This window comes from Thermobacillus sp. ZCTH02-B1, assembly GCF_002159085.1.
Lineage (GTDB): Bacteria > Bacillota > Bacilli > Paenibacillales > Paenibacillaceae > Thermobacillus.
Genome location: NZ_LZRU01000009.1, coordinates 161,721 through 184,149, shown reverse-complemented (window position 1 = coordinate 184,149; position 22,429 = coordinate 161,721). Strand labels below are relative to the sequence as shown.

General features: G+C 65.4%; 18 protein-coding genes. 15 read left to right on the top strand and 3 right to left on the bottom strand.

Features of this window, described 5'->3' with window-relative positions; all coding sequences use genetic code 11:
* Positions 1-161: 161 nt before the first annotated feature.
* The 8 genes from A9Z00_RS02500 (at position 162) to glnA (ending at position 9,993) form a co-directional block, all read left to right on the top strand.
* The gene (locus A9Z00_RS02500) at positions 162-2,828 is read left to right on the top strand and encodes a transglycosylase domain-containing protein (RefSeq protein ID WP_296973986.1); all 2,667 of its coding nucleotides are present in this window, start codon (positions 162-164) and stop codon (positions 2,826-2,828) included.
* Between the two features lie 182 nt (positions 2,829-3,010).
* Positions 3,011-3,568: a ribonuclease FAU-1 family protein gene (locus tag A9Z00_RS02495; protein ID WP_296973984.1), complete on the top strand. Its 558-nt coding sequence runs from the start codon at positions 3,011-3,013 to the stop codon at positions 3,566-3,568.
* 61 nt (positions 3,569-3,629) lie between these two features.
* Positions 3,630-4,271, top strand: coding sequence for a YdcF family protein (locus A9Z00_RS02490; protein WP_296973983.1), 642 nt, complete (start codon positions 3,630-3,632; stop codon positions 4,269-4,271).
* 122 nt (positions 4,272-4,393) lie between these two features.
* Complete coding sequence (locus tag A9Z00_RS02485) at positions 4,394-5,371, top strand: AAA family ATPase (RefSeq protein WP_296973981.1); 978 nt, start codon at positions 4,394-4,396, stop codon at positions 5,369-5,371.
* A 61-nt stretch (positions 5,372-5,432) separates the two neighbouring features.
* On the top strand, positions 5,433-6,740 hold the full coding sequence (gene hflX, locus A9Z00_RS02480; protein ID WP_296973979.1) for a GTPase HflX: 1,308 nt from the start codon (positions 5,433-5,435) through the stop codon (positions 6,738-6,740).
* A gap of 153 nt (positions 6,741-6,893) precedes the next feature.
* Positions 6,894-8,171 (top strand): methionine gamma-lyase family protein, encoded by a 1,278-nt coding sequence (locus A9Z00_RS02475; RefSeq protein WP_296973976.1) that lies wholly within the window; start codon positions 6,894-6,896, stop codon positions 8,169-8,171.
* A 58-nt stretch (positions 8,172-8,229) separates the two neighbouring features.
* Positions 8,230-8,643 carry a MerR family transcriptional regulator gene (locus A9Z00_RS02470; protein WP_296973973.1) on the top strand — a complete coding sequence of 138 codons (414 nt, stop codon included), beginning with the start codon at positions 8,230-8,232 and terminating at the stop codon, positions 8,641-8,643.
* A 21-nt stretch (positions 8,644-8,664) separates the two neighbouring features.
* Complete coding sequence (gene glnA, locus A9Z00_RS02465; protein WP_296973970.1) at positions 8,665-9,993, top strand: type I glutamate--ammonia ligase; 1,329 nt, start codon at positions 8,665-8,667, stop codon at positions 9,991-9,993.
* Positions 9,994-10,190: 197 nt separating this feature from the next.
* Here glnA and lexA read toward each other — a convergent pair whose 3' ends face one another.
* Positions 10,191-10,811, bottom strand: a complete 621-nt coding sequence (gene lexA, locus A9Z00_RS02460) for a transcriptional repressor LexA (RefSeq protein WP_296973968.1) — start codon at positions 10,809-10,811, stop codon at positions 10,191-10,193.
* Between the two features lie 215 nt (positions 10,812-11,026).
* Between lexA and A9Z00_RS02455 the strand changes: the two genes are divergently transcribed.
* From A9Z00_RS02455 to A9Z00_RS02445, 3 genes are all read left to right on the top strand, one after another.
* Complete coding sequence (locus A9Z00_RS02455) at positions 11,027-11,419, top strand: LysM peptidoglycan-binding domain-containing protein (protein WP_483316253.1); 393 nt, start codon at positions 11,027-11,029, stop codon at positions 11,417-11,419.
* Positions 11,420-11,639: 220 nt separating this feature from the next.
* A complete protein-coding gene (locus tag A9Z00_RS02450; protein WP_296973967.1) occupies positions 11,640-12,179 on the top strand; it encodes a hypothetical protein in 540 nt (179 codons plus the stop codon).
* 15 nt (positions 12,180-12,194) lie between these two features.
* Positions 12,195-12,986, top strand: a complete 792-nt coding sequence (locus tag A9Z00_RS02445) for an HAD family hydrolase (RefSeq protein ID WP_296973965.1) — start codon at positions 12,195-12,197, stop codon at positions 12,984-12,986.
* A 72-nt stretch (positions 12,987-13,058) separates the two neighbouring features.
* Here the strand turns inward: A9Z00_RS02445 and A9Z00_RS02440 are convergent, their stop codons facing one another.
* On the bottom strand, positions 13,059-13,601 hold the full coding sequence (locus tag A9Z00_RS02440) for a 1,2-dihydroxy-3-keto-5-methylthiopentene dioxygenase (protein ID WP_296973962.1): 543 nt from the start codon (positions 13,599-13,601) through the stop codon (positions 13,059-13,061).
* 227 nt (positions 13,602-13,828) lie between these two features.
* Here A9Z00_RS02440 and metH point away from each other — a divergent pair, with 227 nt between their 5' ends.
* On the top strand, positions 13,829-17,266 hold the full coding sequence (gene metH / locus A9Z00_RS02435; protein ID WP_296973960.1) for a methionine synthase: 3,438 nt from the start codon (positions 13,829-13,831) through the stop codon (positions 17,264-17,266).
* Between the two features lie 107 nt (positions 17,267-17,373).
* Positions 17,374-18,312 (top strand): ribonuclease Z, encoded by a 939-nt coding sequence (gene rnz / locus A9Z00_RS02430; RefSeq protein ID WP_296973959.1) that lies wholly within the window; start codon positions 17,374-17,376, stop codon positions 18,310-18,312.
* A gap of 25 nt (positions 18,313-18,337) precedes the next feature.
* Here the strand turns inward: rnz and tlp are convergent, their stop codons facing one another.
* Positions 18,338-18,583, bottom strand: a complete 246-nt coding sequence (gene tlp / locus A9Z00_RS02425; RefSeq protein ID WP_483316252.1) for a small acid-soluble spore protein Tlp — start codon at positions 18,581-18,583, stop codon at positions 18,338-18,340.
* A gap of 225 nt (positions 18,584-18,808) precedes the next feature.
* Here tlp and A9Z00_RS02420 point away from each other — a divergent pair, with 225 nt between their 5' ends.
* Positions 18,809-21,097: a DEAD/DEAH box helicase gene (locus A9Z00_RS02420; protein ID WP_296973956.1), complete on the top strand. Its 2,289-nt coding sequence runs from the start codon at positions 18,809-18,811 to the stop codon at positions 21,095-21,097.
* The gene (locus tag A9Z00_RS02415; RefSeq protein ID WP_296973955.1) at positions 21,094-22,404 is read left to right on the top strand and encodes a ribonuclease H-like domain-containing protein; all 1,311 of its coding nucleotides are present in this window, start codon (positions 21,094-21,096) and stop codon (positions 22,402-22,404) included. The genes A9Z00_RS02420 and A9Z00_RS02415 overlap by 4 nt, the downstream gene beginning before the upstream one ends.
* Positions 22,405-22,429: the final 25 nt, after the last annotated feature.

Sequence of the window (22,429 nt, the reverse complement as noted above, 5' to 3'; positions counted from 1 at the left end):
CTTGCGCATCGTCAATTGAAATAACGGATCGACAAGGAGCAACCCGCCCCTTCGAGCCGCGGCGGAGCGCAGCAGGCGCCCGGGCGGCCGGCCGTGGGTTGTTCTTTTGTTTCCGGAGAAAATAGAGAGACAGGCGATACGGAGGAGGAGGGGAGTCTGCTGTGGCGGCGGATCGTAAACCGAAGCGTCCGTCCGCGTTCGGCGCGCAAGGCAAGGCGCGCCGAGCGCGCAAAAGAAGTCGCGGGGGCTGGCTCGGCTGGATGCTGGCCGGCGGGACCCTCATGGTTGTCTGCGCGGTGGTCGGCTATCTCCTGATCATGCTGAACGGCGAGCGGATCCTCGCGGCGAACCGGAACGCGTTCGTCTTCGCCGAGACGACGATCATCTACGACAAGGACGGCCGTGAGGCGGCCGCGCTGGCGACGGTCGAAAACCGGGAGTACGTGGCATTCAAGGATATACCGGAGATGGTCTACCGCGCGTTCATCGCGGTGGAGGACAAGCGGTTCTACGAGCATGAAGGCGTCGACTTCTGGGCGATCGGCCGCGCGCTCGTGAAGGACATCCTGGCGCGGAGGATGGTGGAAGGCGGGAGCACGATCACGCAGCAGCTCGCGAAGAACATGTTCCTCAGCCACGAGAAAACCTTTTTCCGCAAGGCCACGGAAGCTTCCATCGCGCTGGCGCTCGAGAACAACCTGTCCAAGGACCAGATTCTGGAGCTGTACCTGAACCGGATCTATTTCGGCAGGGGCGCGCACGGCATTCTCGCGGCTTCGAAGCTCTATTTCGGCAAAAACGACCTGAACGATCTCGAGATCTGGGAGATCGCGATGCTGGCCGGCATTCCGAAGGCGCCGAACGTCTACAATCCGGTCAGCAACCTCGACCGGGCGCTCGAGCGGATGGCGGTCGTGCTCTCGCTGATGCGGGAGCAGGGGCTCATCACGGCGGAGCAGGCGGAGGAGGCGAAGCGGAAGGCGGCCGAATACGAGCCGCCGGAGGGCGCGTACGCGGGAGCGGCGGCGGCGCGCTATCCGGCGTTCGTGGACTACGTCACCGGCGAGGCGGAACGGGTGACCGGCCTGACGGAGGAGGAGCTGCGCGTCGGCGGATACCGGATCTACACGACGCTCAACACGAACGCGCAGCGGATCGTCGAGCGGGCGTTCGCCGATCCGGCCAATTTCGAGGAAAGTCCGGACGACCGGATCGTCCAGGGCGCGATGGTGATCATCGACCACCGGACCGGCGAGATCGAGGCGATGGCCGGCGGGCGCGAGTACCAGAACAAGGGGTTGAACCGCGCGGTGCAGCCGCGCCAGCCCGGCTCGGCGTTCAAGCCGATCGCGGTGTACGGGCCGGCGCTCGAGACGGGTGACTGGTTCCCCTGGTCCGTCCTGAAGGACGAAAAGCGCTGCTACGGCGATTATTGCCCGACCAATCCGGGCGGCAAATACGCGGGCTCGATCACGATGCGCCAGGCGCTCAAGGAATCGCGCAACGCCTCGACGGTCTGGCTGCTGAACGAAATCGGCTTGGACCGAGGCATCGAATTCGCGAAGCGGCTCGGCATCGAGCTGGATGCGCAGGACCGCAACCTGGCGATCGCCCTCGGGGGCCTCACGCGCGGGGTGACGCCGCTCGAAATGGCGACCGCGTACAGCGTGTTCGCCAGCGGCGGCCTCTCGGTCGATCCGCACGCGATCGTGCGCATCGAGGACCGGGACGGCAAGGTCATCTACCGGTACAAGGCGCCGGAGGAGAAGCGGCTCATCAAGGCGGAGACGGCCTGGTACATGACGGAAATGCTTCAGGCGGTGCTCGAAAGCGGCGGCACGGGCACGAAGGCGCGGATCAACCGTCCGGTCGCGGGCAAGACCGGCACGACCGAGCACGGCATTCCGGGATTCAAATCCAGCGGCAACCGCGACGTCTGGTTCGTCGGTTACACGCCGGAATGGACGGCCGCCGTCTGGATGGGCTACGACCGGACGGACGAGCGGCACGTGCTGAAGCGCGGCAGCTCGATGGCGGCGGCGCTGTTCGCGAAGGTGATGGGAGAAGCGTTGAAGGATGTGCCGGTCACGTCCTTCGTGAAGCCGGAGGGCGTAAAGACGGTCACCAAGCCGCCGACCGTGGGCGGGTTCTCCGTCGTCTGGAGCGAGGCGGAGCTCGGCGTCCGGCTGTCCTGGTCGCGGCAGCAGGGGGATCTCCTATACCGCGTCTACCGGAAGGCGGAAGGCGAGGACGCGTTCGAGCTGATCACGGTTACGGAGTCCGTGACGGCGCTCGACTTCGCGGTGGAACCGGGCGTCGCGTACGAATATTACGTGACCGCCTATGACAAGAAGCACGCGATCGAGGGCGATCCGTCGACGGTGCGCGGCGTCCGGGTGCCGGAGACGGCCGGCATCGAGCCCGAACCGCCGGACGGCCCGACGGACGACGGACCCGACGGCGAAAACGGCTTCGAATGGCCGCTGCCCGGCGACCTGTTCGATCCCGGTGAAGAGGCGGAGGACGGCGGGCAGGACGACGGCGGAACGGACGGCGGGACGAACGGCGGTGCGAACGGCGGGACGAACGGCGGTGCGAACGGCGGCACGGACGGCGGAACGGATGACGGCGTGAACGGAGGCTGGAACGGAACAACGGAAGGCGGCGAGGGCGGCGGACAGCCTGACGGCGCCGTTCCGGGCGCCGGCGGCGACGGCGCTGCTCCCGGCGGCGGTACCGGGGAGCAGCCGCCCTGGCCCGGAACCGGCAGGTTCGAGGGCGACGGAACGGCGGAACCGGTGCCCGCGGGCGTCGCGCCGGCCGGCTGACGCTCCGCCCGGCGGGCCGCACGTGTGCGGGCGGCACGTTCCGGCCGCATCGGCAGCGCGGCGCCGCCGGACCGGATCCATGACGATGGTGGATTGTTTCGCGGTGAACTGGTGATGAGCGGACAGTTGTGGTAATCTTTTTTCATACGGAGTTTCATTACCATGCGGAAAGGTATCGTGCCATGAAACGGAAATTTTCGGATCGGGCCAACTGGAGACGCATCCTGCGAAGAAGCTACAGCTGTCTGGCGTTGGACGGGGACGATTACCGCGGCCTGGTCACGTTCTACCGGATTCACGAGCTGCGCGAACCGCTCTGGAAGGAATACAACGGACGGAGGCTCTGCCTCGCGAACAAGGGCTATCTGTGGATGCAGCATTTTCCGAAGGGCGAGCACTTCGTCGTCACGACGATGTTCGACGACAAGGGCAGGGTCGTGCAATGGTACATCGACATCTGCAAGAACCAGGGCATGACCGACCAGAAGGTGCCCTGGTTTGACGATCTGTACCTGGACATCGTCGTGCTGCCGACGGGCGAAGTGTATCTGCTCGACGAAGACGAACTGGAAGAAGCGGTGAAGAAGGGCGAAATCTCGAAGCGCGACGCGGAAATGGCGCGCCGGACCGCCGAACGGCTGCTCTCGATGATCCGGAACGGCCGGTTCCGCTATTTCACGCTCAGCCTGAGGCACCGCAAGCAGCTCGCGGAACGGGCCGTCGGGAAAGATCCGAAGTGAGGCCGGCGGGCGTCCCGGCCGCGCGCGTGCGGAAGCGCCGCATGCTGTGCGGAAGCGCCGCATGCGGCCGGCGGTCAGGCTCGCCAGAGCCGCGCTGGTCGCCGCTTTGGCTGCCGCGTTGGCCTGCGCGGCCTGGGTCGCGTGGGTGCTCTGGAAGATCGAATCGTTCCGGCCGGAGCCGGAGCTTGCCGTTTACGACGCCGGCATCGTGCTCGGGGCCGCCCTTTGGGACGGCGAGCCGAGCCCGGGGCTCAGGGAACGGCTGGACAAGGCGCTTGAGCTGTACAGGGAAGGCCGCTTCCGCGTGTTGATCCTGACCGGCGGCTACGACCATCCCGGATCAAGGCTCTCGGAAGCCGAAGGGATGCGGCATTACCTGGCCGCGCGCGGCGTGCCGGAGGACCGGATGCTGCTCGAGAACGAGGCGCGGAGCACCTACGAGAATCTGCTGTTCAGCCGCGGAATCATGGAACGGGAGGGCCTGCGCACGGCGCTCATCGTGACGCACGACTTTCACGCGGCGCGGGCGCGGGACGTGGCGCTCCGGCTCGGCTACGACCGGCCGGGATTCGCCACGGCGGAATCGAAGGTGCTGCCCGCGTCGCAGAAGCACGCCCGCGAAGTGCTGGCCTGGACGAAATGGAAACTGGACAGCCTGCTCCTGCGCTTCGGGCTGCAGATCCCCGACCGCCCCGGTCTGTAGGCGCGTCCGGACCGTCCGAATCTGCTAATATCCCGCCGTGCTGGCGAATAAGATGGATCATGCATCAGGCGGACCGTAGACGTCGTCCGGATCACACACGGAAGAAGGATGGGATGGGGCAGATGAGCGGACGCGCTATAGCGGCGGGCGGTACGGGCGCTCCGAGGCCTTCGCGGCAAATCAGCATCGTCCTCCGGCCCGCCGACCAGGCCGCGCCGCCGGCCGAACCGCCGGCCCGCGAACCTGTGAGGGGACCGGCGGATCCGGGTTCGCCCTTCGCCGAAATCCAGCGCGAGCTGGACGCGATGGTCGGCCTGGAGAAGGTGAAGGCGCTCATTTACGAGATCTACGCGCTGCTCCACATTTCCGGCCTTCGGTCGGCGGCGGGGCTGGCGGTCGGCCCGCAGGTGTACCACATGATTTTCAGCGGCAACCCGGGCACGGGCAAGACGACGGTCGCGCGCATCGTCGCGAAGCTGTTCCAGAAGATGGGCGTGCTGCCGAAGGGGCACCTGATCGAGGTGGAGCGCGCCGATCTCGTCGGCGAATACATCGGGCATACGGCGCAGAAGACCCGGGAGATGGTGCGCAAGGCGCTCGGCGGCGTCCTGTTCGTGGACGAGGCGTACAGCCTCGCGCGCGGAGGCGAGAAGGATTTCGGCAAGGAAGCGATCGACACGCTGGTCAAGGCGATGGAGGACTACAAGAACCAGTTCGTGCTCATCCTCGCCGGTTACCCGAACGAGATCGACATGTTCCTGCTCTCCAATCCCGGACTGCCTTCGCGCTTCCCGATCCGGATCGATTTTCCGGATTACACGGTGGATCAGCTCGTCCGGATCGCCGAGCTGATGGCGAAGGAGCGGGATTACGAGCTGCAGCCGCAGGCGATCGAGAAGCTGCGCCAGCATCTTGCCGAGCGGAAGCGGAATTCGCTGCTTCCGTTCAGCAACGCGCGGTACGTGCGGAACACGATCGAGAAGGCGATCCGCCACCAGGCGGTGCGGCTGCTCAACCTGTACGGCACCGGCCAGCCCGGCCGGCAGGAGCTGATGACGATCCGGGCGGAGGATCTGCGCTGGGACGCGGAGGACGCATGATACCCGCGCGCGGCCGGTACGGAGAGCATCCTATGGGGAGCATCGGAGGAGCGTGGGCGGCATGACGACACTGCACGAGACGACGGCGTCCGTCCGCGAGCGGGCGATTCTGGTCAGCCTGGTCACGGACGCGATGAAGCGCGCCGGCGTCGACCCGGATTATTCGCTGCGCGAGCTCGTCGCGCTGGCCGAGACGGCCGGCGTCGAGGTGCTCACGGCGGTGACGCAGCACCGGGAAGCGCCGGATCCGAAGTATTTCATCGGCAAGGGGAAGGTGGAGGAGCTGCGCGCGGTCGGGCAGGAGCTCGGCGCGACGATGGCGATCTTCGACCAGGAGCTGTCCGGCGCGCAGGTGCGCAACCTGGAGGAAGGGCTGGATCTCAAGATCATCGACCGGACGCAGCTCATTCTGGACATTTTCGCGCAGCGGGCCAGAACGCGGGAAGGCATCATCCAGGTCGAGCTCGCCCAGCTCAGCTATCTGCTGCCGCGCCTGTCGGGGCACGGCAGGAACCTGTCACGGCTCGGCGGCGGCATCGGCACGCGCGGTCCGGGCGAGACGAAGCTGGAGACGGACCGGCGCCACATCCGCGAGCGGATCGCGGATCTGAAGCGGCAGCTCGCCGAAGTGATGCGCCATCGCGGCGTGCAGCGGGAGCGGCGGCGCAAGACGGGAGTCACGCAGGTCGCGCTCGTCGGATACACGAACGCCGGCAAGTCGACGCTGCTCCGCGAGCTGACGAACGCGGACGTATACGTCGAGAATCAGCTGTTCGCGACGCTGGATCCGACGTCCCGCGCCTGGACCCTGCCGGACGGCACGCAGGTCGTCCTGACAGATACGGTCGGTTTCATCCAGAACCTGCCGCACGAGCTCGTTGCCGCTTTCCGTTCGACGCTCGAGGAGGCGGCGGAGGCGGATCTCATCCTCCATGTGGTGGACAGCTCGTCGCCGTACCGGGAAGAACAGATGGCGGTCGTCGACCGGATCCTGACCGAGCTCGGCGCGGGGGACAAGCCCAGGATCGTGCTGTACAACAAAATCGATCTGTGCCCGGAAGAAGAGCGGCCATTGCTCAGGCGGGACGACGACGCGCTGCTCGTCTGCGCGTTTTCGCCGGAGGACCGGGCGGCGATCGGCCGCGCCGTGCAGGACAAGCTGTCCGGGGAGATCCGCGTGTTCGCGATTCCCTGCGCCCGGGGGGATCTGATCGCGCTGGCCCACCGGATGGGCGAGGTCGTCGACCGGTCGCCCGCGGATGGCGGCGAGACGATGCGGATCGCGGTACGGCTGAACCGGCGCGAATACGAAACGAACGGCTACAAGCTGAAGCCCTATGCGCTGCACGACGGAGCCGGATCCGCGTGACGGGTCCGGCCCTTCGTTTGTCCGGTTTTCCCGCACCGCGCCCCGCACGTTTTTCGTGTTTGATTCGCCGAACCGGAATGTGTTTTAATGGGACACGGCGGGCAACCGCCGCCGGCATTCGGCAAACCAGAAGATGACGGGAAGGAATCCGGAATGATTCACGGCATCAGCAAGGAATGGCTCGCATTGGCGGAAAAGGTGGAGGAGCGGATCGCTTCGCGGCTGCGCGAGGCGGACCGGATCGCGGAACGGAACCAGTGGAAGGTGATCCGCGCCTTCCAGCGCCACCGGGTGAGCGATTTCCATCTGAACGGTTCGACCGGTTACGGTTACCATGACAGCGGCCGCGAAATCCTCGAGCGGATCTACGCCGACGTGTTCGGCGCGGAGGCGGCGCTCGTGCGGCCGCATTTCGCTTCCGGCACGCATGCGATCTGCTGCGCGCTGTTCGGCGTGCTCAGGCCCGGTGACGAGCTGCTCTACATCACCGGCAGGCCGTACGATACCCTGCACAACGTGATCGGCGAGCCCGGAGACGGCAAGGGGTCGCTGCGCGATTTCGGCATCGGATACCGGGAAGTGCCGCTGCTTCCGGACGGCGGCGTCGATTGGGAGGCCGTTCGGGCCGCGATCGGCGAGCGGACGCGCGTCGTCGCGATCCAGCGATCGCGCGGCTACGACTGGCGCGCGTCGTTCACCGTCTCCGAGATCGGCGAAATGGTGCGCCGGGTGAAGGCGGTCAAGCCCGATTGCGTCGTGTTCGTCGACAACTGCTACGGCGAATTCACCGAGGAGACGGAGCCGACCGAAGCCGGCGCCGATCTGATGGCCGGATCGCTGATCAAAAATCCCGGCGGCGGATTGGCGCTGTCCGGCGGATACGTCTGCGGCCGCGCGGATCTCGTGGAGAAGGCGGCCGGCAGGCTCACCGCGCCCGGGATCGGCGGAGAAGTCGGCGCGACCTTCGGGATGCAGCGCTGGATGTTCCAGGGCTTTTTCCTCGCGCCGCACATGGTGGGCCAGGCGGTGAAGGGGAGCATCTTCGCCGCCGCGATGCTCGAGGAACTGGGCTTCGAGACGAAGCCGCGCTGGAACGAGCCGAGAACCGATCTGATCCAGGCCATCCGGTTCGATTCGGCCGAGGCGCTCATCGCCTTCGTCCAGGGCATCCAGCAGGCGGCGGCCGTCGACGCGCACGCTTTGCCGGAGCCCGGCGACATGCCGGGTTACGATCATCCGGTCATCATGGCGGCCGGCGCGTTCGTGCAGGGCGGCAGCCTGGAACTGTCGGCCGACGCGCCGATCCGGGAGCCGTACATCGCGTATGTGCAGGGCGGCCTCACGTACGCGCATGCCAAACTTGGGATATTGGCAGCCTTGACACGGCTTGCCGAACGGTCTAACATTGTAATTAAACCTAACATGTCTTGACACGTTTTGTTGTGTCCGCAAGACCAAACCATATTCGAAACGGGAAGGTTGATGCGTCATGGGTGACGAGATCCGCCGAAACATGGCGCTCTTTCCGATCGGCATCGTCATGAAACTGACGGATTTGACCGCGCGCCAGATCCGTTACTACGAGCAGCACGGTCTGATCTGCCCGGCCCGCACCCAGGGAAACCAGCGGCTGTTCTCGTTCAACGATGTCGAGCGGCTGCTCGAGATCAAGGCCCTGATCGAAAAGGGCGTCAACATTGCCGGTATCAAGCAGGTCTTGAATCCGGTTTCAAAGGATTCGGAGGAAGCGACGGTCATCACGCCGCAGACCGAAAGCAAGCGCCGCGAGCTGACGGACATGCAGCTCCACCGGTTGCTGAAGCAGCAACTGCTCGAGCGCCGTCCCGGCAAGACTTCGCTCATCCAGGGGCAGCTGTCCAGGTTCTACAACAACAGACCCTGATTTTTGCAAGGAGAGGATAGGATGGGTTATACCAAGGAGGACATCCTGCGCATCGCGCGGGAGCAGAACGTCCGGTTCATCCGGCTGCAATTCACGGATCTGCTCGGGACGATCAAGAATGTGGAGATTCCGTTGAGCCAGCTCGAGAAGGCGCTCGACAACAAGATGATGTTCGACGGTTCCTCGATCGAAGGCTACGTCCGGATCGAGGAATCCGACATGTATCTGTATCCCGATCTCAATTCGTGGGTCATCTTCCCGTGGGTGACGGAAGACAGGGTCGCGCGGCTGATCTGCGACGTCTACATGCCGGACGGCACGCCGTTCGCGGGTGACCCGCGCGGCATCCTGAAGCGGGTGCTGAAGGAAGCGGAGGAGCTCGGCTTCTCGACGATGAACGTCGGTCCGGAGCCGGAATTTTTCCTGTTCAAGACCGACGAGCGCGGCAATCCGACGAACGAGGTGAACGACCAGGGCGGCTATTTCGACCTGGCGCCGACCGATCTCGGCGAGAACTGCCGCCGGGAGATCGTGCTCACGCTCGAGGAGATGGGCTTCGAGATCGAGGCGTCGCACCACGAGGTCGCGCCCGGCCAGCACGAGATCGACTTCAAATATTCCGACGCGGTGACGGCCGCCGACCGGATCCAGACGTTCAAGCTCGTTGTCAAGACGGTCGCCCGGCAGCACGGCCTGCACGCGACGTTCATGCCGAAACCGCTGTACGGCGTGAACGGATCGGGCATGCACTGCCACGTCTCGCTGTTCCGCGGCAACGAGAACGCGTTCTATGACCCGGACGACCCGCTCGGCCTGAGCGAGGTCGCGCGCTGGTTCATGGCCGGTGTGCTGCATCACGCCAGGGGGTTCGCGGCAATCACGAACCCGACGGTCAACTCCTACAAGCGGCTCGTTCCCGGCTACGAAGCGCCGAACTACGTCGCCTGGTCGGCGAGCAATCGCAGCCCGATGGTGCGCATTCCGGCGTCGCGGGGCCTCAGCACGCGGATCGAGATTCGCAGCCCGGACCCGGCGGCCAACCCGTACCTTGCGCTCGCGGTCATCCTCAAAGCCGGTCTTGACGGCATCAAGAAACGGATGAAGCTGCCGGCGCCGGTAAACCGGAACATCTACGTGATGACGGAGGAAGAGCGGATCGAGGAAGGCATCCAGATGCTGCCCACGAGCCTGCGCGAGGCGTTGGACGAGCTGCTCCGCGACGAGGTCATCTGCGAGGCGCTGGGCGATCACGCACTGTCCCATTTCTACGAGCTGAAGGAAATCGAATGGGACATGTACCGGATGCAGGTTCACCAGTGGGAGCGCGATCAATATCTGACGATGTATTGATCCTTATACGCAAGATTTTTATACGCATGATTTTTCGCTTCGGGGTTTCCGGTGACATGACGGTTCTCACCGGGCCTCATTTTTTTTGAACGAAGTCATATTGCCGGCAGCCCTCCCGATGTCCAAAAAAACAGCCCTCCGCCTTCGGCGTCAGGCCGATGGCGGGGGGCTTGTCGGTGGTGATCAGATGATCCGGTTTAACGGATGGCGCGGAACAGGCCGATGACCTTCCCGAGAATCGTGACGTGCTTCAGCCGGAGCGGCTCCATCGTCGGGTTCTCGGGTTGCAGCCGGATATGATCGCGTTCCTTGAAGAACCGCTTCACGGTCGCTTCGTTGTCCTCCGTCATCGCGACGACGATGTCGCCGTTCTGCGCCGTCTGCTGCTGGCGCACGATGACATAGTCGCCGTCATGGATGCCGGCCTCGATCATGCTGTCCCCCTTGACCGTGAGCATGAACACTTCATGGTCGCCGGTGAAATGGGCGGGAAGCGGAAAGTATTCCTCGATGTTCTCCGTCGCCGTGATCGGCACGCCGGCCGTCACCTTGCCGACGACCGGGACGCGGGTGACCGCGAGCGGATATGGCGAATCTTCGTGGTCGTGATCGAGGACTTCGATCGCGCGCGGCTTGGTCGGATCGCGGCGAATGAGCCCCTTCTTCTCCAGCCGATCCAGATGGCCGTGGACGGTCGAACTGGAAGCAAGCCCTACGGCTTCGCCGATCTCCCGGACGGAGGGCGGATAGCCCTTCTCCCGTACTTCCTTCTTGATGAATTCCAGTATGGCTTGCTGACGGTTGGAAATTCTGGACACGGCATTCACTCCATCGATCGGTATCGTTGCTCCAAATTATAACACAGAAACGACGGCAGCACAAACATTCGTTCCCGAAAACACAGGTTCGCATGTGTAGGAACCGCGGCGGAAGACGGGAACGGAAGTTCGCGGAACAAACGCTCGAAAAATCGTTGACGGCAAACAGGTGTTCGTGTTAAGATGGAAGCGCGAAACGAGAACGGATGTTTGGGGTGTCGGCCATGATGTACGTGAGCGAATGCCGGGGATACCGATCCATCCTTGAACGCCGTCCGGTAGCCGGCAAGCGGAAGCCCGCGCGGTACGGGGACGTCTTCGCGATCATGCGGTATGCCGCGGCCGTGCTGATCCTTGTGCTGGTCGGCGCCGGGTTCATGACCGTGGGCACCGGCGCGACGGGACGGGAACCCGCCGCACCGTCTCCGTCGGAATCCGTCGTCATCGTGTCGGCCGGCGAGACGCTCTGGGAGATTGCCGCGGCGCACAAGGCGGAGGGCATGGACACGCGCCGCGCGGTGTACGAGATCCGGAAGCGCAACGGTCTCGAAGGAAGCGCGCTCCGGGCGGGACAACGGCTCATTATTCCCGATTGGTCGGACCGTTGAACCGCCGCTTCGGCATGCCGGGGTCGTCCGGCAATCCGGCCAGTCGGGCCATCGCATACATGGCGCATTTCCGGCCATCCGGTCATTCCGGATGGCCTTTTCGCGCGGCGGCGGCACCTTCCGCTTGACAACGGTCGGGCCGGGATGTCAAAGTAAGGGTTGGCATGCCGGGCGGATGAAGCCGGCATGGCGACCAGGCGGCACGGAAGGAGGAGCCGGCATGTCCCGATCCTGGGAACGGAAAGTCCGCAAGAACATGGAACAGTTGAACAAGCGGAGGAAGAAGGCCGGGCTTCAGGCCATCGCCTCCCCGGGTGCGGCGACGGACCGCTACCGGGGGCGCAGCATCATCCTGCCGCTGTTTCTGCTTCTGTTCATCGGCTTCTATGTCTATACGATGACGTGGACCCCGGTCGACCCCGACGGTCCGGCCCCGTTCGAGACGCCGATCTTCTGGCTGACGGTCGCCGGTTACCTGGCGCTCGCGGCGCTGTTCTGGTTCAGGCGGCCCTATCTGCTGGTCGGAAAGGATTATGTCGGCACGCGCAAGTTCACGGGACCGAAGACGCTGACGGCCGACGCGATCAAATCGATCACCGTCCTGCGTCCGGGATACATCGTCATCGAGCCGAAGAAGGGCGGCAACTGGGTGTTCTCGCGCATGCTGAACCGGTATCCGATCGACGAAATGGCGGACCGGCTGCGAAAGTTTGCGCAGGACAACCGGATCCCCTTTTATGAAGAGACAAAAAAGAAATGACGGGAGCGAAACCGGATGGCCAAACAAGCGGTGCTGTTCGATCTTGACGACACGCTGCTCTGGGACGAGCGCAGCGTGAAGGAGGCGTTCGGGGCGGTGTGCCGGTACGCGGGGGAGCGGACCGGCGCCGATCCGGAAGCGCTGGAAGCGGCGGTGCGCCGCGAGGCGCGCGCGCTTTATGAATCGTACGAAACGTATCCGTTCACGCAGCGGATCGGCATCAACCCGTTCGAAGGGCTGTGGGCGGAGTTCCGCGAGGGGGAGCAGGAGGAGTTCCGCAAACTCCGAGCGCTTGCGCCGGCATACCGCCGTGAATCCTGGATCCGCGGCCTCCGGGCGATCGGCGTCGACGACGAGGCGCTCGGCGCGGAATTGGCCGAGCGGTTCCCGGCGGAGCGCCGGGCGCGGCCGCTCGTGTATGACGAGACGTTCGAGGTGCTGGACCGGCTGCGCGGCCGCTACCGGCTGCTGCTCCTGACGAACGGCTCGCCCGACCTGCAACGCGAGAAGCTTGCGGGCGTGCCGAAGCTCGCGCCGTATTTCGACCACATCGTCATTTCGGGCGAGTTCGGCGAAGGCAAGCCGGCGGTGTCGATCTTCCGCCACGCGCTGTCGCTGCTCGGCGTCGGGCCGGAAGACGCCGTCATGGTCGGCGACAAGCTGACGACCGACATCCTCGGCGCGAACCGGACCGGCATCGACTCGATCTGGATCAACCGGCACGGCCTTGAACGTTCGGGCGAGATCGTGCCGTCCTACGAGATCCGCTCGCTCCGGGAGCTCCCGTCGCTGCTCGAGCGGCTCTAGACAACGATGGAAGCCTTCCGCATCGCGCCGGAGACGGCCCGAAGCGGAAGGCTTCACGGTTTTGCGGCGAATTCAGGCCTTCTGGAATTCCGGATCTTCGTACGGATGGGCGACCCAGCCCGAAGGTTCGATGAACAGCCGGACCGCGACGACACGGCGGAGGTCCGTCAGCGTGAAGAAATGCGGATTGCCTTCGGGAACGGAGATGACATCGCCCGCGTTCAGTTTGACGTCAAAATAACCGGTTTCGGGTTTTCCCTTGATGACGAAGATGCCTTCTCCCGCCACGATCGCGCGGACTTCGTCCTCCGTGTGCGTATGCACCTGCTCGAACTTCTTCAGCAATTCTTCCAGGTTCGGCGTCGCGTCGGACAGGGCGACGACGTCCCACGTCTGATAGCCGCGGCGGCCGGCAAGATCGCGAATCTCCGCGTCGTACGCCCGGAGAATCTCGTTCTTCTCCTCGTCGCTCAGCACGTATTTGTCCCGCAGATGCCCGGGCAGCTTGGACGTGTCCCAATGCTCGTAGAGCACGCCCTGCCCGTTCAGGAATTCGCGCACGTTCTCCTCGCCGGTGATCCTCTCGCCAGTGTTGCGGATGCGAATCTCGGCCATCTTAATCCCTCATTTCCAATAGGATTTATCAACGATTGATTCGATTATACACCATCTCCGCCCGATTGTCGATGGGACCAACGCAATGATCCACCATCTTTGATGCCGTGACGGCGGCACGAAGCCGGCGGGAGCGAAAACGCCCGGCGCCGGTCGGACCCGGGCTTTTCATGCGGTTTTCATTCTGTTAGAATAAAGGTTAACTTTTTTTGGCGGAAGGTGTGCCCATGTCGAAACCGACCCTTCAGGAAGCGATGAAGCATCGCATTCTCATACTGGACGGCGCGATGGGTACGATGATCCAGCAGTCGAACCTGACGGCGGCCGATTTCGGCGGGGAAGCGCTCGAGGGCTGCAACGAGATGCTCGTCCTGACCCGCCCGGACGTGATCCGCGGCATCCACGAGGCGTACCTGGAGGCCGGCGCGGACATCATCGAGACGAACACGTTCGGCGCGACGAGCGTCGTGCTCGCCGAATACGGCATTGCCGACAGGGCGCGCGAGATCAACCTCGCGGCTGCCCGGCTGGCGGTGGAAGCGGCCGCGAAGCATTCGACGCCGGACAAGCCGCGCTATGTCGCCGGCTCGATGGGTCCGACGACGAAGACGCTGTCCGTCACCGGCGGCGTCACGTTCGACGAGCTGGCCGACAGCTATTACGTCCAGGCGAAGGCGCTCATCGAAGGCGGCGTGGACGCGCTGCTGATCGAGACCTGCCAGGACGCGCTCAACGTGAAGGCGGCGGGCGTCGGCGTTCGCCGCGCGTTCGAAGAGCTCGGAAGGAAGCTGCCGGTCATGATCTCCGGCACGATCGAGCCGATGGGCACGACGCTGGCGGGACAAACGATCGAATCGTTCTATATTTCCCTCGAACATCTCGAACCGATCTCGGTCGGGCTCAACTGCGCGACCGGACCGGAATTCATGCGCGACCACATCCGCAGCCTCGCGTCGATCGCGAAGACCGCGATCAGCTGCTATCCGAACGCCGGTCTGCCCGACGAGAACGGCCATTACCATGAGACGCCCGAATCACTCGCGAAAAAGATGACGGAATTCGCGCGGGAAGGGTGGCTCAACATCGCGGGCGGCTGCTGCGGCACGACGCCGGCGCACATCCGCGCGCTCGCCGAAGCGCTCGCGCCCTTCAAGCCGCGAACGGAGACGGGCAGCCATCCGCCGGCCGTATCCGGCATCGAGACCGTGTACATCGAGCCGGAAAACCGGCCGTACCTCGTCGGCGAACGGACGAACGTGCTCGGCTCGCGCAAGTTCAAGCGGCTGATCGCGGAAGGCCGATACGAAGAGGCGGCGGAGATCGCCCGCGCCCAGGTGAAAAGCGGCGCGCACGTCATCGACGTCTGCCTGCAGGACCCGGACCGCGACGAGCTGGCCGACATGACCCGTTTCCTCGAGCAACTCGTGAAAAAGGTGAAGGTGCCGCTCGTCATCGATTCGACGGACCCCGCGGTCATCGAGGCGGCGCTCAAGTTCTCGCAGGGGAAGGCGATCATCAACTCGATCAACCTCGAGGACGGCGAGGAGAAATTCCGCCGGGTCGCGCCGCTCGCGAGAACGTTCGGCGCCGCGGTCGTCGTCGGCACGATCGACGAGCGGGGGCAGGCGATCACGCGCGAGGCGAAGCTGGAGGTGGCACGGCGGTCATATGACCTGCTCGTGAACAAATACGGCCTTCCGCCCGAGGACATCATCTTCGACCCGCTCGTCTTCCCGGTCGGCACCGGCGACGAGCAGTACATCGGCTCCGCGAGGGAGACGATCGAAGCGCTCCGGCTCATCAAGCGGGAACTGCCGCGCTGCCAAACGATCCTCGGCATCAGCAACGTCTCGTTCGGGCTGCCGCCCGCGGGCCGGGAAGTGCTGAATTCCGTTTTCCTGTACGAGTGCACGAAGGCGGGGCTCGATTTCGCGATCGTGAACACGGAGCGCCTGGAGCGGTACGCTTCGATTCCGGAGCACGAGCGCAGGCTTGCCGAAGCGCTCATCTACGACACGAACGACGAGACGCTCGCCGCATTCGTCGCCGCGTTCCGCGACAGAACCGTGGAGAAGAAGGAGAAGAAGGCCGAACACCTCACGCTCGAGGAGCGGCTCGCGAACTACGTCGTCGAAGGCTCCAAGGACGGCCTGTTCGCCGATCTGGACGAGGCGCTGAAGAAGTACGCGCCGCTCGACATCATCAACGGACCGCTCATGCGCGGCATGGAGGAAGTCGGAAGGCTCTTCAACAACAACGAGCTGATCGTCGCCGAGGTGCTGCAGAGCGCCGAAGTCATGAAGGCGTCGGTCGCGTATCTCGAGCCGCACATGGAAAAGACCGAGACGAGCGTGAAGGGCAAAATCATCCTCGCGACCGTCAAGGGCGACGTGCACGACATCGGCAAAAACCTCGTCGAGATCATCCTGTCCAACAACGGATACGAGGTCGTCAACCTCGGCATCAAGGTGCCTCCGGAAGCGATCATCGAGGCGCAGCGGCGCGAGAACGCCGACATCATCGGCCTGTCCGGCCTGCTCGTCAAATCGGCGCAGCAGATGGTGACGACGGTGCAGGATCTCAAGGCGGCCGGCATCGACACGCCGGTGCTCGTCGGCGGCGCGGCGCTCACGCGCAAGTTCACGCGAACGCGCATCGCTCCGGAATACGACGGGATCGTGTTGTACGCAAAGGACGCGATGCACGGCCTCGAGCTGGCGAACAAACTGATGGATCCCGACGGCCGGCGCCAGCTGGAGGAGGAGCACCGCGAACGGAAGGCTTCGCAGGCCGGGGCGGTGGAACGCGCACCGGAAGGGGAGGCTCCGGTGCGGATCCGCTCGAACGTGTCGCAGGATGCGCCGGTGTTCACGCCGCCGGACTTCGAGCGGCACGTGCTGCGCGACATCCCGATCGCCCAGATCGTGCCGTACATCAACATGCAGATGCTCCTCGGTCATCATCTCGGCCTGCGCGGCAACGTCGAGGAGCTGCTCGCCGCGGGGGACGAGAAGGCGGTGCGGCTGAAGGAAGCGGTCGACGCGCTGATCCGCGAGGCGGCGGAGCGGAAGATGCTCAGGCTGGACGCGATGTACCGGTTCTTCCCGGCGCAGGCGGACGGCAACGACATCCTGATCTACGATCCCTCGGGCAGCGGGGAAATCATCGAGCGGTTCACGTTCCCGCGCCAGCGGACCGAGCCGTACCTGTGCCTCGCCGATTTCCTGAAACCGTTGGAGAGCGGCGTGATGGATGTCGTCGGCTTCCTCGTCGTAACAGCCGGGCGGGGAATCCGGGAGCTGGCGGAGGAGGCGAAGGCGCGGGGCGATTATTTCCGCTCGCATGCCCTGCAGGCGCTCGCGCTCGAGACGGCGGAGGGGCTGGCGGAGCGCGTCCACCAGATCATGCGCGACGTCTGGGGCTTCCCGGATCCGCCGGAGATGACGATGAAGCAGCGGTTCGCCGCCCGTTACCAGGGCATCCGGGTGTCGTTCGGCTATCCGGCCTGCCCGAACCTGGAGGATCAGGCGAAGTTGTTCCGGCTCATGAATCCGGAGACAATAGGCGTAGAGCTGACGGAAGGGTACATGATGGAACCGGAGGCCTCGGTCAGCGCGATGGTGTTCGCGCATCCGGAAGCGCAATATTTCAACGTGGACAAATGACGGGCCATCCCCCGCACGCGGCCGTGCGGGGGATGGCCGCGATTGCGGGGCTCCGCCGGCGCCGGGCGGGGCGGCAAACGGCCTGATGTGGAAAGGAGGCGGGTCGGTTGGAACTCGTCATGCTCGGAACGGCCGCCGGAAGGCCGGCGGCGGGGCGGAACGTGTCGGCGGCGGCGCTCGTGCTGCCGCCCCAGCGGGGCACGTTCTGGCTGTTCGACTGCGGCGAAGGCACGCAGCACCAACTGCTTCGCACCGGTCTCAAGCTCGGGAAGCTGGAGGCCGTGTTCGTCACCCATCTGCACGGAGACCATCTGTTCGGGCTTCCGGGCCTGCTCGGCAGCCGCTCTTCGATGGGCTGCGAAGCGCCGCTCAAGGTGGTCGGACCGCGCGGCATACGCCAATGGCTCGAGACGACGTTCAGCGTCACGGGCTCCCACATCCACTACGAGCTCGAGATCCGCGAGATCGAGGGCGAAGGCGGGGTCGTCCACGAGGACGGCGACTTTACGGTTACGGCCGCCCCCCTGAACCACCGGATCGCCTGCTACGGCTACCGGGTCGCGGAGCGGGCGCGGCCGGGCACGCTCAACGCCGCGAAGCTCCAGGAGCTCGGCGTGCCGCCGGGACCGGTGTACGCCCGGCTCAAGGCGGGCGAGGACGTGGAGCTCGAGGACGGTCGCATCATCCGCGCCGCCGAGGTCACCGGTCCGCCCATCCCCGGGCGGGTGGTCGCCATCCTCGGCGATACGACGCCGTGCGACGCCGCGGTCCGGCTGTCGGAAGGCGCCGATCTCGTCGTGCACGAAGCGACGTTCGAGGCGTCGATGGCCGACAAGGCCGCCGAATACGGCCACAGCACGACCGAAGAGGCGGCGCGCACGGCGCGCGACGCGGGTGCCGCGCGGCTCTTGATCACGCACTTCAGCGGCCGTTACGAGGACGAGGACCTGCCGCGCCTCGAGGCGGAAGCCCGCGAAGTGTTCCCGGCTACCTGCGCCGCGCGCGACTTCCTGACGGTTCATTTGCCGCACAAGCGGCGGTCATGAGATCACGCAGGGAACGGGGCCTGCGTCATTCGCCGCGACGGCGTTGGTCCAGCGCCTCGTCCCGGATTTCGGCGCGCAGATTCTCGAGGCTTTGGCGCCGGCGCTCGTTCTTCGCCTCGATCCGGCTCCGCTCTTCGGCGCCGATCTCGTCCGCGTGCTCGTCGAGATATTCCTCCGCTTCCCGCAGGTTGCGGATCGTGTTCGTGATCATCCGCTGCAATTTGGGCACGTTGTCCTCGCGGTTGTCGGGCTTGGCCACGGCGGTCGTCACCTCCTTTTCTCCTTTTCCGTCTTCCGCCGACCGTACGGAAAGCCGTACGGACCGGCGGCCCCACGCGGATAGGATGGTCCGGCATCCGGCCGATTATGACGCGCGGGCCGCACCGGATCGCGGAAGGAAGTCCGGCGGACGGGCGTGCCGGCGCGGGGATCCGTTGCAGGGCGAACATATATTCTGTACAATGGAATAAATGCAGTCAGGCAGGGAGCGGATGCCATGAATCGCCTAACCGGCAAGGCGGACTCGCTGGAAGAATGGCTGAACGAACTCCGCAGCCGTCCCGAATTCATGCGCCATGTCACCCACTGGGAGACGATTCCGGCGCGCGAGGCGGTGTACGCGCCGCTGCCGCGAGGCCTTCATCCGAAATTGGAAGCGGCGCTCCGCGCGAAGGGCATCGACCGGCTCTATTCCCATCAGGCGTCGGCCTTCGAGGCGGTGCGGGCCGGCCGGAACATCGTGGCGGTCACGCCGACCGCCTCCGGCAAGACGCTTTGTTACAATCTGCCCGTGCTGCAGTCGCTGCTGGAAGATCCGAGCGGCCGGGCGCTGTACATGTTCCCGACGAAGGCGCTCGCCCAGGACCAGGTCGCCGAGCTGCAGCAGCTCGTGGAGCTGATGGAAGCCGACATCAAGACGCACACCTACGACGGCGACACGCCGCCGACGGTGCGCCAGGCGATCCGGAACGCGGGGCACATCGTCGTGACGAATCCGGACATGCTGCACGCCGCGATTCTGCCGCACCATACGAAGTGGGTGAGGCTGTTCGAGAACCTGCGGTTCGTCGTGCTGGACGAGCTCCACGCCTACCGCGGCGTCTTCGGCAGCCACGTCGCGAACGTCATCCGTCGGCTCAGGCGGATCTGCCGTTTCTACGGCTCGAACCCGCTCTTTCTCTGCGCGTCCGCGACGATCGCCAATCCCGGCGAACACGCGGAACGGCTGATCGGGGACAAGGTGCAGGTGATCGACAACAACGGCGCGCCGTCGGGCGAGAAGCATTTCATTTTCTACAATCCGCCCGTCGTCAATCCGCAGCTCGGCATCCGGAAGAGCAGCGTGCTCGAGACGCAGCGGATCGCCGCGATGCTGCTCCGCCAGAGCGTGCAGACGATCGTCTTCGCCCGCAGCCGCGTCCGGGTCGAGATTCTGCTGACGTATCTGCAGGATGCGATCAGGCAGCTGCCCGGAGGCAAGCAGATCCGGGGCTACCGCGGCGGCTACCTGCCGAAGCAGCGCCGCGAGATCGAGCGGGGATTGCGCAACGGCGAGATCCTCGGCGTCGTCAGCACGAACGCGCTCGAGCTCGGCATCGACATCGGCCAGCTCCGGGCGTGCGTCATCAACGGCTATCCGGGCACGATCGCGAGCACCTGGCAGCAGTCGGGCCGGGCCGGCCGGCGGCACGGCACGTCCGTGACGATCCTTGTCGCGAGCAGCAATCCGCTCGACCAGTACGTGATCCGGAATCCGGACTTCTTCTTCAACCGGCCGCCGGAGCGCGCCCTCATCCATCCCGACAACCTGCTCATCCTGATCGACCACGTGAAATGCGCGGCCTACGAGCTGCCGTTCGAGAAGGGCGAGACATTCGGCGGCGAACGGCTCGAGGACATGCTCGAATTTCTCGTCGAGGAGCAGGTGCTGCACCGCGTGAAGGACCGCTGGTACTGGATGGCGCAGTCTTTTCCGGCGAACAACATCTCGCTCCGCTCGGCGGCGCAGGAGAACTTCGTCATCATCGACATCACGAACGGCAGCCGCGTCATCGGCGAGGTCGACCGGTTCAGCGCGCCGACGCTCATCCACGAGGAAGCGATCTACATCCACGAGGGCGTCCAGTACCAGGTGGAGAAGCTCGACTACCACGAGAAAAAGGCCTACGTCCGGGAAGTGAACGTCGACTACTTCACCGACGCGAACCTGGCCGTGGAACTGAAGGTGCTCCATGTCGACCGCGAGGCCGAATCGGGCGGCATCGTGCGGCAGTTCGGGGAAGTCGCGGTGAACGCGCGGCCGACCATTTTCAAAAAAATCCGTCTCCGCACGCACGAGAACATCGGCTCGGGACCGATCCACCTGCCCGAGGAGGAACTGCATACGAGCGGCTACTGGTTCTCGTTCAGCGAGGAGACGGCGGCAAGGCTCGGGGCGAACGCGATGCAGAGCGCGCTGCTCGGCATCGCGAACGTGCTGATCCACATCGCGCCGCTCTACCTGATGTGCGATCCGCTGGACATCCGCGTCTATCCGCAGGTGAAGTCCGTGCACATGAAGCGGCCGACGATTTATTTCTACGACCGCTACCCCGGCGGCATCGGGCTCGCCGAGCGGCTATTCGAGCTGCATGATGAGCTCATCGAGGAGGCGAAGCGGCTCATCCGCGGCTGCACCTGCCTGAGCGGCTGCCCGGCCTGCGTCGGGCCGATCGAGGAAGTCGGCCTCCTCGGCAAGAGCCAGGCGCTGCAGCTGCTCGAGGAAGCGGCGGTGACGGCGCCGTGAGCAGCCTGCGCGAGCGGATGAACCGGCTGCGCGGGACGCGCGCGCCGGAAGGACTGGACGAGCCGGGCCGCGGCGGACCGGAACGGAACGAGGCCGCCGAACCGCCCGGGCCGGCCTGGACCGCGCTCGGCGTGACGCGGCTTGCGAACGACGCCGGCGAATGCCTCGTCCGCCGGGTCGTCTACCCCCTCGATTACCGGCACGGCCATCACCGGCTCGGCGAGCTCGGCGAATGCGCCGGCGCGCTGGCCGCGCTGTGCAGCGGCGGCGAAGGCGACGCGCCCGCGCCGGAGGCGGAGCGGATCCTGTTCCTCGACCTCGAGACGACCGGCCTCGGCGTCGGCGCCGGCAACGTGCCGTTCATGGCCGGCATCGCGTACTTCGAAGGGGACGGCTACGTCATCGAGCAGGCGCTGATCCGCCATCCGGCCGAAGAGCGGGCGATGCTCGAGCATCTCCGGGGGAGGCTGCGGAACCGGCCGTATCTTGCGACCTACAACGGCCGGACGTTCGACTGGCCGCTCCTCAGGAGCCGGTTCATCCTGAACGGGTTCGGGCGGGACGCCCCGGTCGAGCCGTGGCATCTCGATTTTCTCCATCCGTCGCGCAGCATCTGGCGGAACACGCTCGCGTCGCTCCGGCTGAGCCACGTCGAGGAGGAGCGGCTCGGCATCGCCCGCGGGGACGACGTGCCGGGCTCGATGGCGCCGGCGATCTATTTCCGTTATTTGAGGGACGGCGATCCGGCGCCGCTCGCGGACGTCTTCCGCCACAACGAGCTGGACATGCTTTCGCTCGCCTGCCTTTCGATCCGCTTCGGCCGGCTGCTCTCCGGCGGTCTCGGCCGCCACGTGCCGCTGCCGGAAGAGGAGGAGGAGCTCCTGCGCACCGGGCTGTGGCTCGAGCGGATGGGGCGGACCGACGAGGCGGAGGCGCTGTACGAGACGCTCGCGGGCCGGGAGACGGCGGGCGACTGGTGCCTGCTGCTGGCCGCGAGGGACAAGAAATGTGGAAATTGGCGGCGCGCTGTGCTATTGTGGCAGAGGGCGGCGCAGGCCGCCGAACGCCAGGGATGGGCGTCCGGCGAGGCCCACATCGAGCTGTCGATGTACTACGAACACCGGGCGAAGGACTACGAACTCGCGCTCCGCTACGCATCCGCCGCGCTCGAGCTGGCGACGAGGCGGGCTACCCTCGGCCGCTTCGACGCGAAGCGGCGCGCGGAGCAGGAGGCGATCCGGCGGAGGATCGAGCGCCTGGCGAAGAAGGCGGAGCGGACCCTGGCACGGGAACAGACCCTGTTCTGACGATTCATCCCGAAGAACCATCGCA

Coding starts and splice junctions, on each gene's coding strand:
- A9Z00_RS02495 (WP_296973984.1), top strand. CDS start 3,011: ATGAAACGGAAATTTTCGGATCGGGCCAACTGGAGACGCATCCTGCGA.
- A9Z00_RS02490 (WP_296973983.1), top strand. CDS start 3,630: ATGCGGCCGGCGGTCAGGCTCGCCAGAGCCGCGCTGGTCGCCGCTTTG.
- A9Z00_RS02485 (WP_296973981.1), top strand. CDS start 4,394: ATGAGCGGACGCGCTATAGCGGCGGGCGGTACGGGCGCTCCGAGGCCT.
- hflX (WP_296973979.1), top strand. CDS start 5,433: ATGACGACACTGCACGAGACGACGGCGTCCGTCCGCGAGCGGGCGATT.
- A9Z00_RS02475 (WP_296973976.1), top strand. CDS start 6,894: ATGATTCACGGCATCAGCAAGGAATGGCTCGCATTGGCGGAAAAGGTG.
- A9Z00_RS02470 (WP_296973973.1), top strand. CDS start 8,230: ATGGGTGACGAGATCCGCCGAAACATGGCGCTCTTTCCGATCGGCATC.
- glnA (WP_296973970.1), top strand. CDS start 8,665: ATGGGTTATACCAAGGAGGACATCCTGCGCATCGCGCGGGAGCAGAAC.
- A9Z00_RS02450 (WP_296973967.1), top strand. CDS start 11,640: ATGTCCCGATCCTGGGAACGGAAAGTCCGCAAGAACATGGAACAGTTG.
- A9Z00_RS02445 (WP_296973965.1), top strand. CDS start 12,195: ATGGCCAAACAAGCGGTGCTGTTCGATCTTGACGACACGCTGCTCTGG.
- A9Z00_RS02440 (WP_296973962.1), bottom strand. CDS start 13,601: ATGGCCGAGATTCGCATCCGCAACACTGGCGAGAGGATCACCGGCGAG.
- metH (WP_296973960.1), top strand. CDS start 13,829: ATGTCGAAACCGACCCTTCAGGAAGCGATGAAGCATCGCATTCTCATA.
- A9Z00_RS02420 (WP_296973956.1), top strand. CDS start 18,809: ATGAATCGCCTAACCGGCAAGGCGGACTCGCTGGAAGAATGGCTGAAC.